At 31.1% G+C, this 16,783-nt stretch carries 14 protein-coding genes; 4 read left to right on the forward strand and 10 right to left on the reverse strand.

The window, feature by feature from the left end; all coding sequences use genetic code 11:
* Positions 1-7: 7 nt before the first annotated feature.
* Genes HA146_RS09530 through HA146_RS03035 form a run of 3 tightly spaced genes read right to left on the reverse strand, consistent with a single transcriptional unit; the run spans position 8 to position 1,189 of the window.
* Positions 8-274 (reverse strand): hypothetical protein, encoded by a 267-nt coding sequence (locus HA146_RS09530; RefSeq protein ID WP_245157427.1) that lies wholly within the window; start codon positions 272-274, stop codon positions 8-10.
* 52 nt (positions 275-326) lie between these two features.
* Positions 327-734: a DUF4332 domain-containing protein gene (locus tag HA146_RS03030; RefSeq protein WP_209108093.1), complete on the reverse strand. Its 408-nt coding sequence runs from the start codon at positions 732-734 to the stop codon at positions 327-329.
* Positions 735-745: 11 nt separating this feature from the next.
* The gene (locus tag HA146_RS03035) at positions 746-1,189 is read right to left on the reverse strand and encodes a DUF2518 family protein (protein WP_209108094.1); all 444 of its coding nucleotides are present in this window, start codon (positions 1,187-1,189) and stop codon (positions 746-748) included.
* A 64-nt stretch (positions 1,190-1,253) separates the two neighbouring features.
* Between HA146_RS03035 and HA146_RS03040 the strand changes: the two genes are divergently transcribed.
* The 4 genes from HA146_RS03040 (at position 1,254) to HA146_RS03055 (ending at position 7,554) form a co-directional block, all read left to right on the forward strand.
* On the forward strand, positions 1,254-5,204 hold the full coding sequence (locus HA146_RS03040) for a translocation/assembly module TamB domain-containing protein (RefSeq protein ID WP_245157404.1): 3,951 nt from the start codon (positions 1,254-1,256) through the stop codon (positions 5,202-5,204).
* Positions 5,205-5,270: 66 nt separating this feature from the next.
* The gene (locus HA146_RS03045) at positions 5,271-6,581 is read left to right on the forward strand and encodes a glutamate-5-semialdehyde dehydrogenase (RefSeq protein ID WP_209108095.1); all 1,311 of its coding nucleotides are present in this window, start codon (positions 5,271-5,273) and stop codon (positions 6,579-6,581) included.
* An 11-nt stretch (positions 6,582-6,592) separates the two neighbouring features.
* On the forward strand, positions 6,593-6,955 hold the full coding sequence (locus HA146_RS03050; protein ID WP_209108096.1) for a dihydroneopterin aldolase: 363 nt from the start codon (positions 6,593-6,595) through the stop codon (positions 6,953-6,955).
* A gap of 5 nt (positions 6,956-6,960) precedes the next feature.
* A complete protein-coding gene (locus HA146_RS03055; RefSeq protein ID WP_209108097.1) occupies positions 6,961-7,554 on the forward strand; it encodes an esterase/lipase family protein in 594 nt (197 codons plus the stop codon).
* On the opposite strand, the gene HA146_RS03060 is transcribed toward HA146_RS03055, so the two are convergent.
* From HA146_RS03060 to HA146_RS03090, 7 genes are all read right to left on the reverse strand, one after another.
* Positions 7,547-9,634: a M3 family metallopeptidase gene (locus tag HA146_RS03060; RefSeq protein ID WP_209108098.1), complete on the reverse strand. Its 2,088-nt coding sequence runs from the start codon at positions 9,632-9,634 to the stop codon at positions 7,547-7,549. The genes HA146_RS03055 and HA146_RS03060 overlap by 8 nt on opposite strands.
* 14 nt (positions 9,635-9,648) lie before the next feature.
* Complete coding sequence (locus HA146_RS03065; RefSeq protein WP_209108099.1) at positions 9,649-11,190, reverse strand: NAD(P)H-quinone oxidoreductase subunit 4; 1,542 nt, start codon at positions 11,188-11,190, stop codon at positions 9,649-9,651.
* A 79-nt stretch (positions 11,191-11,269) separates the two neighbouring features.
* On the reverse strand, positions 11,270-12,217 hold the full coding sequence (gene thrB, locus HA146_RS03070; RefSeq protein WP_209108100.1) for a homoserine kinase: 948 nt from the start codon (positions 12,215-12,217) through the stop codon (positions 11,270-11,272).
* Positions 12,218-12,224: 7 nt separating this feature from the next.
* The gene (locus HA146_RS03075) at positions 12,225-13,259 is read right to left on the reverse strand and encodes a glucokinase (RefSeq protein ID WP_209108101.1); all 1,035 of its coding nucleotides are present in this window, start codon (positions 13,257-13,259) and stop codon (positions 12,225-12,227) included.
* Between the two features lie 10 nt (positions 13,260-13,269).
* Positions 13,270-15,186, reverse strand: a complete 1,917-nt coding sequence (gene thrS, locus HA146_RS03080; RefSeq protein ID WP_209108102.1) for a threonine--tRNA ligase — start codon at positions 15,184-15,186, stop codon at positions 13,270-13,272.
* A 3-nt stretch (positions 15,187-15,189) separates the two neighbouring features.
* Positions 15,190-16,206 (reverse strand): tryptophan--tRNA ligase, encoded by a 1,017-nt coding sequence (gene trpS, locus HA146_RS03085; protein ID WP_209108103.1) that lies wholly within the window; start codon positions 16,204-16,206, stop codon positions 15,190-15,192.
* Positions 16,196-16,618 carry a hypothetical protein gene (locus tag HA146_RS03090; RefSeq protein WP_209108104.1) on the reverse strand — a complete coding sequence of 141 codons (423 nt, stop codon included), beginning with the start codon at positions 16,616-16,618 and terminating at the stop codon, positions 16,196-16,198. Before HA146_RS03090 ends, trpS begins: the two co-directional genes overlap by 11 nt.
* Positions 16,619-16,783 lie beyond the last annotated feature (165 nt).

A 16,783-nucleotide genomic window follows, 5' to 3' on the forward strand; every position in this document is an offset into this window, starting at 1 on the left:
TTAAGCTTTAGATAATATCTGGACAGTGCAGTCCGATGACGTAAATAGAATAAATCTCTGCATTAACAGGAGTTAACTTATTTTTTTTGGATACATACTGTATAGCTTTATCTGAATTAGCGGAAATACCTTTTGAATTAAACTCTCTAAACTTATTACATATATTTATAGCTTCGTCTGGATTTTTTTTTACACTTTCTAATAAGTTCGATTGACTAAAGACAGGGTATAAAGAGTTTGAAAACAAAAATAAAAAAAATAAAAAAGATTTCATTTTCACTGACTTTTTCTAAATTCTACATTAAATAATTTTTTTAACCAAGATTTCAAATAGATTTGTAGATTTGATTGGCTCTTTTAACCCATTTTTTTAGGACAGCAAAAGTTATTTGTGTCTCAGTTTTCACTCTAAGACTTCTCTCTAATCTCCCGATTTTGCGTTCTAATTCGTAAGGTGTAGTTAGTGATAATGATTTAATAGAAGCAATACCGCAATGTAAAAGTAGATATGCTTCAGGTGGAGAAATGTCAATTTCTTTTTTAAAAATAGCTATAGCTCTAATTTTCTTTAAATTATTTAATGTACATAGTGCGGATTTTCGTTGAACCTCATTTATATCTAAGTCTGAAAGATTACTTAGTTTATCAAAGTTAGTTAGATTATTTTGAATAAAAAAAGCTTTCTCATGTCTAAAATTAGTTGGCAAAAAATCTAAAAAAGTGCTGCTGTTCATTGTTTTCGAAACTAATTCATTTTGACATTTTTTTGAACCTCTCCAATTACCACTGGCTTACTTACACCATCTGAAATTTTTTCAAGTTTCCTTATCTTTATTTTTACGTTCGCACCAGACCTGCTACCTTTCCTGAGGTTTTTCGATAATTGTTCTAAAGTGGGTTCAATAGACTCTTCTGGGAAGTCATCTTCTGCTTTAGCAATAATCAAATCAAACCCGTTATCATAAACAATTGGGACATATTTTGCATCTTCTATCACTACTTTATCGGTATAACTTTGTATAAATGCCCAACTACTTAAAGAAAGTAATAATGAGAAAATGGTTGCTCCTATTATTCGAAATTTAAAACCAAAATTAAATATAAAAGCTGCTACTGTGCAAATAAAAAGGAATATTCCAAAGAATCCAAAGATTTTGGGTGTATTCTCCAATAGTTCAAAAAAAGACATTTAGTGGCCTTGACCTAATTAATTTCTTATATTTTGTAAGCCTACTCTATTTTTGGGTTCTAACTTGAAAAAAATTAGATCTCTAAATTTAAATACAAAAATTCTATTAGGAGGAATTATTTTGTCCTTAGGATTTTTAGGCACCTTTTTATTAAATAATTTTATAAGAGATAATTATAATTCTAGGAAATCAGAACTTGAAGATAGTATTGAGAATTTTATAAATAAAAAGGTTACTTTAGGTAATTATTCCGGTATTAGATTTCTAGGCTTTTCTTTGGGGAATTCAAAAATTATTGATAAAAAAAATATAGATTCTGGCATTAAAACTAAAAATTTATATGTAGGTATTATGCCTTTAAGATCTTTTTTTAAACAAAAATGGGTAGTAAAAATAAGGCCTGAGCAAGCTGAAATTAATATAGATAGAGATTTTTTTAAAAGGGAAAAATCTTATGAAAATGCTCGAATTAAAAAAATATCAAAATCAAAGTATGAATTGAATTTTAAATTTAATAAATATTCAACTCTGAAGCTTAAAAATGCAGGATTAAAAACAAAAGTCAGTGGTAATGTTATTTATAAGTCAAGTAATAGGCAAATCATTGCAAATGTAAAATCAAATTTTGATGATAATGGGTCTTTAAAATTTAAATTGAATACAAAGTTAAATCAAGACTTTTTAAGGCTGGATTTATTTTCTAGGGGCTTAAATCTTGAGAATTCTGAATATGTTATTGGGAATAGAAAAATTAGTTTTAAAAAAGGAAATTTTAAATCTAACTTTAAATTTAATAAATTATCAACTGAAACATTTTGCAAAGGAAGATTTTCTTTTACTAATTTAAAAATTACACCCGAAGCTTTCTCAGAGAATATAAATTCAGATACAACTACTTTTTTTTGTAAAGATAATAATTTAATTGGATATTCAAAAAAACTTAATTATGGAACTTTAACTTCAAATTTTAGTCTTAATGTTCCATTAAATAAAAGTTCTAATAATATTGATCTTAAAGGAAGTATTGGATACATTGATAGTTTGAATCCAGATATAAAATTATCTGGTAATATTCCTTATTGGTTTGATAGAAGAGGTATTAATTTTGGTGATATAGATTCTAGTTTTAGAATAAATAGAACTCAGTTATCTAATCTAAATATTTTCCGAAATAATGATATCAGGGGTTTCATTACTGCTAAAGGAAAATTAAAAGGAAAAATTAGTGATCCTGATATTTCGATAAACTTTAATCTTGATTATCCTCACTATAAAGGTATCCGCATTAGAGAAATATGGGAGGGAGATATAAAAAATGATAATAATGAATTTCTGCTAAATATGAAAAATAGATATTCTCCAATCCCTTCGTTTCTTTCAGTTAAGTTTGATTCTGAGCTTAAATTAGATAACGCAAATTTTGTAAGAGTTTTTAACTCTAATAAAGGGACTATAGCGATAGTCAAAGAGGATGATAGTTACAATTGGAGAGCTGATAATTTTCCTCTTGATGAACTTGAATTGTCTATAAGCAAAAATCAATTTGGTAGAATTAATGGAATTATTAATGGTGCTGGATCAATATCTTCTTATGGGACTTATCTTGATGGGCGACTCGCATGGAGTTTAGGTAAATATAGAAATATTAAGTTAGCGAATTCATTATTTGATTTCAGCTTCAAAAATAATTCTTATTATGTAAGTTCTTCATTGTATCCAATCGATGGAGGCATAATTGAAGTCGAATATGATTCAAATAAAAATAATTTAATCAATTCAGAATTCACCAATATAAGTACCAGTTGGACTATCCTCACAGCGGTTGATATTTTTAACTTTGATAATAAAAAAGGTATTCCAATAAGTAAATCGAATATTTTGGATGATTTGGAAATAAATAAAGTCAATAATTCCTTTAAAGAGAAGATCGATTTTATAAAAAACTTTCTTGAAAATAGTAATGCGCTAGAGGAAAAATTTAATTTGCAGAAATATTTAAGTAAATTCAGAAGTAGATACAATGGAAAAATAACTATTCAGGGCGATAGTCCACTCAATTACAAATTAAATGCAAAATTAAATGGCTATCTTGATGTCTCTGGAGATGATTACAAAAATAATAAAGAGGAATTTTCTATTGATTTGAAAGGAGGATTGTTAACAGGTAAAGGTTCCTTAAACATCGAAAAACTACCACTAAGTGCTGCAAATATCTTTTTGAAAAAACCAAGAGATTTTCTTGGTGGTTTGGATATGAATTTACTTTATGATCTTGATAAAAAATCTTTCTCTAGTGAAATTTCTTCCAATAATTCATCAATAAAAAATAACAAAATATTATTTAATAGAGGACTAATTGAATTTAATAATTCTTTTTTTGATATTGATTTTTCCTTGCTAATAAATGACTCTGATGTACCAATTGATATTAAAGGCTCAATACCTATAAATAAATCAGATAACTTAGATCTAAGATTGATTGGGAATGGGAAATTTATTGAGTTAATAGATATTTTCGCTGATGAATACTTTACCTTTAAAGAAGGTGATGTGAATCTTAGAATGATAATAAAAGGAACCCTAGATAAGCCTATCTTAAATGGATTTGTCGCAATTAAAGATTCTGAAATTGATTTTTATAACAATATAATAAAAGACATTAATAGCCTGATAATTTTTGATTTTGATACTTTAGAGATCAAGAATCTAACAGCACAGGTTGAAGATTCTGGAAATATTTTTATAAGAGGGTCTTTGCCTTTTTATAGTCAAAATGATTTAGAGAAGGCTGAGATTAATTTGAAAACGAACAAATTCACTTTAAAGAAAGATAATTTTAATTTTTTAATAGATTCAAATATCGATTTAAGTGGATCATTTGAAAGTCCTGTTTTGGGTGGATATCTATCTTTTAATAATGGATTTATTAATTTTAATAGCACCAATCAAAATAATAAAAAAGAAGTCAATATTAAACGAAAAGAGGAAAAAAAAGATTGGCCAGAACTTTATTGGAATAACAATAAAAATATTGAAATAATTTCAAATGAAACAATTTTAAATTCCGTTCTTTTAGGAGAAAATTTGCCTAATTATTTGAATGATTTGAGTTTTAATAATCTTAAATTAAAGCTTGGACCAGAATTTAAACTTCAATATTCAGATATAGTTCAAGCTTATTTAGATACCAAATTAGACCTTAATATAAATGGAACTGTAGGAAAAGATTTAAATGCTAGGGGGCTTATTTATCTTAAAAAAGGTAGAGCGAATCTATATACTACCCCGTTTAAACTTGATAAAAATAAAGATAATTATATATTATTTGCATCAAGAAGTGGTGTAGTTCCATTTATTAACTTTTCTTTAGTTAGTAAAGTTCCAGATTCCATAATACCTATACGTGAAAATAATCAGGATTCGAATATTATATCAGCTGATCTTGATGCAGATGAGACTTCAAGTGGTTTTGGAGCGTTTGGAATTGGCAATACAAGGCTTATCAAAATTGAAGCTTCCTACGAAGGATTTCTAGATCAATTATCTTTTGAAGATGAAAATAAAAGAATCCAACTAAGGAGCACTCCAAGTTATAACAGGTCACAAATAATAGGCTTAATTGGAGGTAACTCCGCAAATTTAATAAATAGAGCATTTATTTCTCAACTTAATAATGCGGATGCTTTTAGTGAAAGATTTCAGTTATCTTTATATCCAGCTTTAATAGAAAATAATGATTCTCTTAATAACATTTTTTCTAATGAAAGTTTAGATATAGAAGATGATGGACAATCATCTTCTAATGAGGAATTTTCTTCTCAAGCTTGGGTAGCTGAACTAGGACTTGATATTACGGATGCGATAAATTTTGCCTTTCAAACCGTTCCAGGTAGAGATGACCTTTCACCTACAGGAATTTTGACCTTTCAGGCTAATCCAAACTTAGAATTATTAGGTTCTTATGATGCTAATGGGGATTGGAAAAGTCAAGTTCAATTATTTTTTAGATATTAATTCAGAAAGAAAGTTAGTTTAAAGAATCGTTAATTTGAATTATTATTAAATTAACTAGAAAAAATTATGACCAATATCTTTGAAGTTCCTAAACCAGGTAATGATCTTTTAGAAAAAGCTGATCAAGTTCGTTTGGCATCATTAAAAATAAGTCAGGCTGAAAATCAAATTAGAATTAAAGCCTTAAATTTTATGGCTGATTATCTAGAAAAAAATACTAAAGAAATTTTGGAGGCTAATATTGATGATTATAAAATAGCAGAAAAGAAAGGAATTTCTAAGGCTTTACTTTCTAGATTAAAGTTATCAAAAGAAAAATTAAATACAGGTATTGAAGGAGTAAGAAAAGTTGGAGACTTGGCGGATCCTGTAAATCAAGTTCAAATCAAAAGAGAGCTTTCCAATGGATTGATCCTAGAAAGAAAAACAGTGCCTATTGGCGTTTTAGGGGTTATTTTTGAATCTAGACCGGACGCTGTTATGCAGATTAGTTCTTTAGCAATAAGATCAGGGAATGGAGTAATGCTAAAGGGCGGTAGTGAAGCTAATTTAACAAATACTGCAATAGTCAAGGCATTACAGCAGGGGTTAGATAAATCAGGTCTTGATAAAAATGCAATATGCTTACTTACAAACAGAAAAGATAGTATGTCGATGTTAAGTCTTGAGAAATATATTAATTTAATAATTCCAAGAGGAAGTAATGAATTAGTTAAATTTATTCAAGAGAATACAAGAATTCCTGTGCTAGGTCATGCGGATGGAATTTGTCATTTGTTTATAGATAATGAGGCAAATCTGGAGATGGCTCTATCAGTCTCTTTGGACAGTAAAATTCAATATCCTGCAGCATGTAATGCTATTGAAACTTTATTAGTGCATAAAGATATTGCACCAGTTTTTCTAGAAAAGGCCATACCTTTGTTTAATGCTAATGATGTTAAATTAATTGGAGATAAAAGATCTGTTGAATTAGGGCTAAGTTATGAGGCTAGTCTAGAAGATTGGCAAACTGAATATTTAGATTTAATTTTATCAATAAAAATTGTTGAGAATCTTGATGAGGCAATCTCTCATATTCAAAAATTTAGTTCAAAACATACAGATGGAATAATCACTGAAAATTTAAGTACTGCTAATAAATTTATGAATGTAGTTGATAGTGCAGGTGTTTTTCATAATTGTTCTACTAGGTTTGCAGATGGGTTTAGATATGGATTCGGAGCTGAAGTTGGGATATCTACTCAAACTTTGCCCCCAAGAGGACCTGTAGGCCTAGAGGGTCTAGTTACATATAAATATTTCCTAAAAGGAAATGGGAATATAGTTGATGATTTTTCATCTGGCAAAGCTATCTATACTCATAAGGATCTTTAAGATTTTTGAAGATGGAAACATTTATAAAAATTGAGAAAATTGAACTTTGGGCGAGAGTTGGCGTTCTTGATGAAGAAAGGAATTTAGGACAACTTTTTAGTTTAGATATATTTTTGTGGACTGATTTTGAAAAATGTACTTTAAATGATGACATTAAAAAAACAGTTGATTATTCAAAATTAGTTGAAATTTTAAAAGATCAATCAAAGAAAATATATTGTTTTACAATCGAAAAATACTCAAGCTCAATTTTAGAAATTATTGATGCGGAGTTTAATCTTTCTAAAATTAAAATCATTCTGACAAAATGCAATCCACCAATAACTGGATTTGATGGGAAGGTGTCAATAGTAAGAATTCTTGAAAATAAGTAAAAGTTTTGGAAAAAAGAAATCCTATTATATTGATTCATGGTCTTTGGAATACTTCAAGTATTTTTTCTTCTATTACCTCAAAACTTGATGATATTGGAATTGAATATTTTGCCCCAACTCTTAAGCATTCATATGGAATGACTTCAATTTTTGATTTGACTAATACATTAAATGAATTAATTTTAGAGAAATATGGTTTAGCAAAAGAATTAGATATTTTGGGATTCTCCATGGGAGGGATAATTGGTAGGTATTGGATTCAAAAATTTAATGGTTATAAAAGAACAAGAAGATTTATATCTATAGGTTCTCCTCACAAAGGAACATTAATGGCTCAATTAGTACCTAAATACCCTTTTAGAGGAATATCAGAAATGAAAATAAATAGTAAGTTTTTGATAGAACTGGCAAAGAGTGATTTTTTTCTTGATGATATCGAGTGTATAAATTTCTTTACTCATTGGGATCTAATGGTTTTCCCTGGTTGGTGGACTAATTTAAATTTAGGGAAAAAAATATCAGTAAAAGTCTATAAACATAGAAATCTAGTAAGGAATAAATCTGTGATTGAGAAAATAATCGGTGAAATTATTATTTAGCTCCAGATAGACCCAAATGTCTTACTAAGGAAGCTGTTTGTGGCTCTCTTCCCCTGAATAGTTTGAATATATCTAATGGAGGTAAGCTTCCACCTAAGCTAAGTATTGTATCTTTAAATTTCTTTCCTATTAACTTTAAATTTTCAGTGTTTTCTAGATCAGCTTCTTCGAACATAGAAAAAGCATCAGCACTTAGAACCTCAGCCCATTTATATGAGTAATATCCTGCAGAATATCCGCCCGCAAATATATGGCTAAAACAACAAAGAAATTGATCTTCTGGAATTGGAGCAATAACAGTAGTTTGTTTTGCAATTTCTCTTCTTACTTCATCAGCTGTTTTACCTTCGTTTTTGTCAATACTACTGTGTAATCTGAGGTCTGTAATCGCAAAATGGAGTTGTCTAAGGGTAGCCATACCACAATTAAAAGTTCTATTTCTTAGAAGCTTTTCAAAATTCTCATTGGACAGTTTTTCTCCTGTTTTATAGTGCTTAGCAATATTCAAGAGTGTATTTTTATGAAAACACCAGTTTTCCATAAATTGACTTGGAAGTTCGACTGCATCCCATTCAACATTATTGATGCCAGCTGCTTGAGGAAAATTTACAGTGGTAAGCATGTGTTGAAGACCATGGCCAAATTCATGGAATAGTGTCTGAACTTCTTCAAAACTCATCAAACTAGGTTTGTCTTTTGATGGTGGTGTCTGATTACAAACAAGATAAGCTACCGGTAGGGTCTTTTTGCCAACATTATTTTTATTCAAGCATTCATCCATCCAAGCACCTCCTCTCTTAGATTCTGGACGAGAATATGGATCGAGGTAAAAAGATGCTATTTTGTTATCTTCTTTATTAAAAATATTAAAAAACAAAACATCATCATTCCATAGAGGTGCTTCATCAGTTGCTTCGACAACTTTAATTTCAAAAAGCTTTTCGCTTAATTTAAATAAACCTTTTAAGACATCATTTAGTGGGAACCAAGGTCTCAAAGACTCTTGATCTAAATTGAGTTTCTCCTTTCTAAGAAGTTCAGACCAATAACTAATATCCCATGGCTCAATATTCTGTGATTCTGGGAACCCATTGGCTTTAGAAAAATTATTGAGCTTTTCTAATTCAATTTTTGCAGTCTTATATGCTGGTTCTCTCAATTCTTCTAAAAGGTTTTCAACATTTTTAATTTCTTTCGCCATTTTCGTTGACAAACTTAGTTCTGCCCAACTTTTATAACCGAGAAGATTAGCCTGTTTAGTTCTGAGAGATAATATCTCTTCAATGATTGGAGAATTATTTTTTTCTCCTTGAGACGCCCTACCTACAAATGCCTTATACATTTTTTCTCTGAGGTTACGGTCGGTGGCATATGTCAGAAACGATGTATAGGTTGGAATATCTAGACTTAATTTCCAGGGCCCATTTTGAATATCAAATTCGCCATCTTTTTTTAAGTGATTGTGTGCAGAAATTGCCATCAATTCGAGTACTCGTTCGGGAAGACCATCGACTTCAGATTTTTTATTTAAAATTAAAAACCATTTGTTAGTGGCATCAAGAATATTGTTGCTGAAGTCTGTTGACAGCTTTCCAAGTTTTTCTGAAATGTTGTTGAATTTTTCTTGATCATTTTTTTGGAGTGAAATTCCTCTATGTTGCATCTCAAGAATTTCTTTATCTAAAATTCTGCTTTTGATTTGATCAAAGCTATTTGTCTCTTTAAGCTTGACTAAAGAATTGTAAATTATTTTACTTTGTCCAAATTTGTTACTCAAGCTAATAATCTCTGGAAGAAATTTTGAATAAATATCTCTAAGACTTTCAGAATTATTTACAGCATTTAGGTGGCTTATTACTCCCCAACTCCACCTAAGAATTTCATTGACTTCATTTAAAGGATTTATTACTTTATCCCAGTTCAAATCATTTTGAATCAAATAATTAGATAAATTTTTTTCTATGTTTTTAAAATCTTCTGCTATCTTTTCTAGTACTACTGGAAATTGTTTACTGATGGTTTCGGGAGTGAATTTTTTAAATTCTGGTAACTCTCCATATTTAAAGATTGAAGTATCCATTTGTTAAAAATAATTTAATTAACTAATGTTGAAATTACGCCTATTAACTTAGCTAAAGTTAGCTGCTGACTGAGAGCATTGGTTGAAGATTCATATAAATTTATGGCGATTTTCGGCCAAAAACCTATTACTAAAGTAGGCAACAATAAACTGAAACCAATTGTCAATTCTCTACCATTCATTTCTTTAACTGTTGCTAGTGCAGGAATTCTAGGCCCAAAAAATACTCTCCTACACATCGAGAGTAGATATATTGGTGTAAGAACTAGACCGATAGCTGCAATTAGAATTGTGATTGATCTAAAGAGAGAGCTGAACCCCTCTTGACTAGTAATGCCTAAAAATACAGTTATTTCGCTAATAAAACCGCTCATGCCAGGTAATGCTAGAGAAGCTAGAGAGCTTGCTAAGAAAAAAGCAAAAGTTATTGGTAAAACCTTTGCTAGACCTCCCATATTTGGAATCGAAAGAGTATTTGTTCTTTCATAGAATGAACCTGTAACAAAAAACATAGCTGCTGCAATAAGTCCGTGACTAATCATTTGAAGCATTGCTCCGCTTATTCCTAATGCATCCACTGCTCCAATCCCCAATAGAACGAAACCCATATGACTTACTGAGCTACAAGCAATTCTTCTTTTTACATTATCCTGTGCGAATGCATTTAGTGCTCCGTAAATAATATTAATGATCCCTAGAATAATTAATGCAGGCGCTAATTGCAGATGTACTTCAGGTAATATTTGAACATTGAATCTTAAGAGAGCGTAGCCTCCCATTTTTAAAAGTATTCCCGCGAGCAACATTGATACTGGTGCATTAGCCTCTCCATGTGCATCAGGCAACCAAGTATGTAGCGGAAAGATAGGTAGTTTTACTCCAAAACCAATTAGAAATCCCAGATAAGATAATAATGCTAGGCTTCCTGTTACATGTTTATTGGTTAAGTCAGTAATATTTAAAGTAAAAGTATCACCACTCAAGGCAATTGCTAAACCACTTATGAGTATTAATAAAGATGCTAAAGCTGTATAAAGAATAAATTTAGTCGCTGCATATAATTTCTTTTTACCTCCCCAAATAGCAATAAGAAGATATACCGGAACTAACTCAAGTTCCCAAGCTAAGAAAAATAATAGGAAATCTTGAGAGAGGAAAACTAGTGCTTGAGCTGATGCTTGAATTAATAAAAGAGCAAAATATAAATTAGATTTTTTCTTTATTTTCCAACTTGCGGCGGCTGATAAAAATGTAATTAATCCACTCAAAGCGACTAAAGGAGCAGATAATCCATCTACACCAAGAGACCACTCTAAACCTATTGAAGGCAACCAAGCAGCTCTTTCTACAAGTTGCAAGGAGCTATCTGCAGTATTAAATTTTTGTAAAAGGACTACAATTATTAATAAAAAATCTATAAATAAAAAAGTTAATGAAATATTTCTAGGGAGTGTATTATCTTCTCCTTCCTTCGAACTCAAGAAAGGCATTATTAATGCCCCAATTAAAGGCAGTAAAACAATACAGGATAGCCAAGGAAAAGATTCTAAATTCATTTATTGAATGAATAATTTTTTTATTCTAGTTGAAGTTGTACTAGCTTGAGACTATAACATTAAAAATGCCTAAGTAAAACTACTTACCAGGGATAGTGCTAAATTGACTGCCTGATGTTTGAACGTTTAAGAATGGAGCTCTACTTGCTACTCCTAACTTCTCCCAAGCTTTTACCATTGCTTGACTTACACTTTTACCATTTTCCTTTTTACACAAAGCTAAGATACTTGGCCCAGCCCCACTAATTGCACATCCTAAAGCACCTGCTTGTAGTGCTGCATCTTTGACTTCTAGCCCGCCTTTAATAAGCTTCCAGCGGTATGGTTCATGTAGCCTGTCAAACATTCCCTCTTTTATTAATTCATCATTCCCTGTTTTTAAGCCATTTAGTAATAAAGTAAGTGCCCCCATATTTGTCACTGCATCAGCTATGGGGACATTCTTAGGCATTACTTTCCTTGCTTCACTTGTGCTTAATCGAATAGCAGGTATTGCTACAACAGTTTTAATGGATTCGTGCCAATCACATCTTATAATTCTCCATCTTTGAGAAGATGACCGGGCTGTTAAACAAAGCCCACCCAAAAGAGAGGGCACTACATTATCAGGATGACCTTCAATATCAATAGCAAGTTCTAGGAGTTTTTCTTTGGAAAGGGGGGAGTCCATTATTGCATTTGCTCCAATTAGTCCAGCAACTATTGCTGTGGCACTACTTCCAAGCCCTCGTGCAGGAGGTACGGCAAGCTTAACTCTTGCTTCAAGAGCAAAAGGAGTCATGTTCGCACTTTCCCATACTTTCTGAGCTGCTCTAAAAACCAAGTTTTCAGGCCCCCCTCTTAAGTGATTACCATCTGTACTTTCCATTATTAGATCAAATCTATCTCCACCACCTTCTATTCTTGTGAAAATGAATTCATTATATAAATCTAATGCTGCGCCAAGGCAGTCGAATCCAGGTCCCAAATTAGCAGTTGTGGAAGGCACTGTAACTCTTATTTTTTTACCTACTTCAGGAATAGACATTATTTTGTTAAGTAGTTTTTAAAAGCATTTTTGCTCTACAGGCCGCACTAAAAAATCCAAACTCTTCATCTAAAATTACTCTCAGAGGTATTGCTTTAACAATATCTTTTAATCTTCCCTTATCAAAATATTGTTTTATAAATAAATCTGATTTAAAGTTTTTGAAATGTTTTGGTGCGGTCCCTCCAGAAATCCATAACCCGCCAAAGCATAATTCTTGAAGAGCAACATCTCCCAATAAGGAGGCATAAGCACCTAACCATATTTTCTCAACTTCAATCATTAGCTGATCCCCTTCTTTTGAAAGTTTGCAAATTTTTTCAGGTAGTTCTTTTCTCGAAGCATCAGAAATTTTAATTTCTTTAAAATATTTTTGTAGAGGGTGGTTTTCGGCATCAGATTTGCTAAGTCTCCATTCGGCTATTCTTGATAAACCAGTACCACTAACAATTCTTTCACAAGATATCCTCTCAACTTCTAGATAATTCTTAAGCCAAATCTTTAATTCCCATTCTAATTCTGACTTTGGCGAGTATTCAATATGACCCCCTTCGCTAGCTAAAACTTTTACTTTACTTCCAGATATTATGCCTCTTGCCATACCCAAACCAGTCCCGGCTCCAACAATGGCATGCAAATCTTTATTGGCACCTTCAGAATTTACTCCATTTTGGATAGTAGAATATTGATGCTTTTTTAAGAAAGGTATTCCATAAATTTGCACTGCGAAATCATTTATAAGCTCGCAACTTTTAAAATTAAATTTGTTTTTTAATGCTTTTACAGAAATATTCCATGATAAATTAATAATCTTTGCGTTGTTTTTAGATATAGGACCCGCTACGGCTAAACAAAGAGAAGATGGATGAGCAAAATTTCGGCATTCATTTTTGAGGAAATCCTCCAAAATCAAATCAAATGAAGTCCATTGCGAAGAAATATACTTTTTTTTAACAAGTAATTTAGTAGTATCATAATTACCCTCAGAGAAGATTCCTAATAAAACTTTTGTACCTCCTAGATCACAAGCGAGAAAATTCATATATTTGAAATTATTCTGTTCTCCCTTTCTTTTGTATTAATTGGTCCATTAATTTGTAAAGATTAGGTAAATTGAAAATTCCTAAATTTCTTCCATCCAAAGCTCTTAAGGCGACTGAATCAATTTCCTCTTCTTTGTCTCCAATAACTGCAATTAAAGGAACTCTCCCAAGAGTTGCTTCCCTTATCTTATATCCTATTTTTTCATTCCTTATATCAACTTTTGATCGGTAACCCTTATTATTTATTAATTCATTGAACTTTAAACACTTTTTATTATTTCTATCGGTAATGCTCAATAAAATTATTTGATAAGGAGCAAGCCAAATTGGGAATTTTGCCTCATATTGTTCAATTAAGATTCCGATAAATCTTTCAAAGGATCCTAAAATAGCTCTATGAAGCATAACTGGATTTCTTTTTTCATTATCAATATCTACATAAGTTGCATCCAATCTAATAGGCATTGAGAAATCAACCTGAATAGTTCCGCATTGCCAGACCCTATTGAGACAATCTTTTAAAGAGAATTCTATTTTTGGACCGTAAAAAGCACCTTCCCCAGGTTGGAGTTCCCATATTAGATTCTTATTATCGAGAGCTTTGGTGAGAGCCTCTTCTGATTTATCCCAAATCTCTTCACTACCTACCCTTTTTTCAGGACGAGTTGATAATTTGATAATGATTTCATCAAAACCAAAAGTTTTATAAACTTCGAAAACAAGATCAATAAAAGTAGATACCTCTGCTTGAATTTGCTCTTCTGTGCAGAAAATGTGTGCATCATCTTGAGTAAAGTTTCTTACTCTCATTAATCCATGTAGTGCGCCAGAGGGCTCATTTCTGTGACAAGAACCAAATTCAGCAAGACGAATAGGTAAATCCTTATAACTTTTTAAACCTTGATTAAATACTTGAATATGGCATGGACAATTCATTGGTTTAATAGCATAAGTTCTATTTTCTGATGCGGTAGTGAACATATCTTCTCTAAATTTTTCCCAATGTCCTGATTTTTCCCAAAGAGATTTATCAACAGCTTGTGGGGTTTTAATTTCTAAATAATTATTTTTTTTAAGTATTTCTCTTATGTATTTTTCCAGTACCTGATAGATCGTCCATCCATTTGGATGCCAAAAAATCATACCTGGAGATTCTTCTTGTATGTGAAATAGTGAATGTTTTTTTCCAAGTTTTCTATGATCCCGTTTTTCTGCCTCTTCAATTCTTGTTAAGTAGTCATTGAGTTCTTTTTCTTTAGCCCATGCAGTTCCATATATTCTCTGTAATGATTCATTCTCACTATTACCTCTCCAGTATGAACCTGATAATTTAAGTAACTTAAAATGTCTCAAATGTCTTGTGTTGGGTACGTGAGGCCCTCTACACATGTCGATATATTCCTCATGCTTGTATAAATTGATGAGATCTTCTTCAGGAATTTCTTCAATTATTCGTAATTTAAAAGTCTCATCTCTTTCTTTAAAAGTTTTAATTGCTTCTTCTTTGGAAACTTGTAAAATTTTGACGTCATAATTTGTCTCAATTAATTTGTTAATTCGCTCTTCAATTTTTATTAAATCTTCTGGAGTAAATCTGTATTCGGAAAAAATATCGTAATAAAAACCATCTTCAATTACAGGCCCAATTGCCATTTTAATATTAGGGTAAATTTGTTTAACTGCATGACCAATTAAATGAGCAAAAGAATGCCTTATTATTTCAATTCCTTCTTTATCTTTAGATGTGATGATTACAACTTTGGAATCTTTTTTTATAGGAAGAGTTGCATCAAGAAGAACATCATCTACTTTCCCAGCAATTGTTGCTTTAGCTAATCCAGAGCCTATACTTTTGGCAATTTCTAGAATAGTTACAGATTTTTCGAAAACCTTTTTTGAACCATCAGGTAAGGTAATTATTGGCATAATTTATTTATCCATCTCAAAGAATCCAAGTTTAGATTTAACTCTTTTTAGAGTTTTATTTGCTAAATCTTCAGCCTTTTCTTTCCCTTCTTTGAGAATATTATTTAATTGATATGGATCATTAATTAAGACCTTATATTTTTCTTGAATAGGTTCTAGAGATTCTATAAGTTGTTCCGTAATTAATTTTTTAAATGTCCCCCATCCAGTCTCGGAAAATTCATTTTCACATTGAGAAATTTCTTTGCCAGATAATATTGAATAAATCATTAGAAGATTTTTAGATTCGGCTCTCTCAGGATTATTGAATTCTATTCCAATAGAGCTATCACTTTTTGCTCTTTTTATTTTCTTTGTGATTATTTCAGGAGTATCTAACAAATTGATCCTACTTCCTTCGTTAGGATCACTTTTACTCATCTTTTTTGAACCATCAATTAAGCTCATTATTTTTGATCCATTCTTCATAATTATTGGCTGAGGTATTTTCAGAATATTTTTATCTTTACTAAATTTGGCATTAATTCTTTGTTGTGCAATATCTCTGGCAAGTTCGAGATGTTGTTTTTGATCTTCGCCTACTGGTACGAAGTCAGCGTCGTAAAGAAGGATATCTGCAGCCATCAGGATTGGATAGTCAAATAATCCAATAGATACATTATTCCCCTGTTGTATGGATTTTTCTTTGAATTGAATCATTCTTTCCATCCAATTTATTGGGGTCATGCAATTTAATATCCAACAAAGTTCTGAATGGGCAGAAATTTGACTTTGTACAAAAATCGAACATATCTTTGGATCTATTCCACAAGCAACATATAAAGCCGCAGTAGAAAGAGTATTCTTGGATAATTCTTTAGGATTATATGCAGCTGTGATTGCGTGCAAATCAACTACACATAGAAATGTTTCATATTGCTCTTGAAGCGTAACCCAATTATTTATAGCCCCAAGCCAATTCCCAATATGTAAATCACCAGTTGGTTGAACTCCCGAAAGAATTCTTTTTTTATTTGCCATCCTCTTCTACTTCGCTAGATTGGATTTCTTCAGTTGATGTATTTTTTACAGGTCTTGCAAAGGGATCAGGAGCTGTTTTTGTCTTTTCTTCATAAGGATTTTGTGATTGTCTATTCGGAGAAGAGTTTTTGTTATTTTTTGCATATTCTTTGATTGATTCAATCAATTTTTCGTCTTTGATCATTTCGCTAAGAGTTCTAACAGAGAAACCCAGAACTGCTACTGGAGATCTTAGTTGAAAGGTCTCTTGTATTGATTTAACGGCTTTCATTTCGTTATCACTCAATCTTATGCGGAATCCTCCTCCATCTCTTCTGCCTCCAGATCTATCTCTGAAATTAGATCTTTCATTATTAGAACGACCTCTGTAATTTTCTTGTCCAGGATTATTGCTGAAATTTGAATTAGACATCTTGATTTTACTTAAGTTATTTAAATAGTTTATTAACTTAGCATCTAGTTATGCAATAAGTCTTTTTAAAAGCCTTAAAAATTTATCTTTTGATTAACGACTTATGTAATTTTGCTTTTCTGATTCACAACTTGCATTAAAATAAAATTAGAGAAATAAAGTATT

This window comes from Prochlorococcus marinus CUG1416 (assembly GCF_017695965.1).
In the GTDB taxonomy this organism is placed as follows: domain Bacteria; phylum Cyanobacteriota; class Cyanobacteriia; order PCC-6307; family Cyanobiaceae; genus Prochlorococcus_A.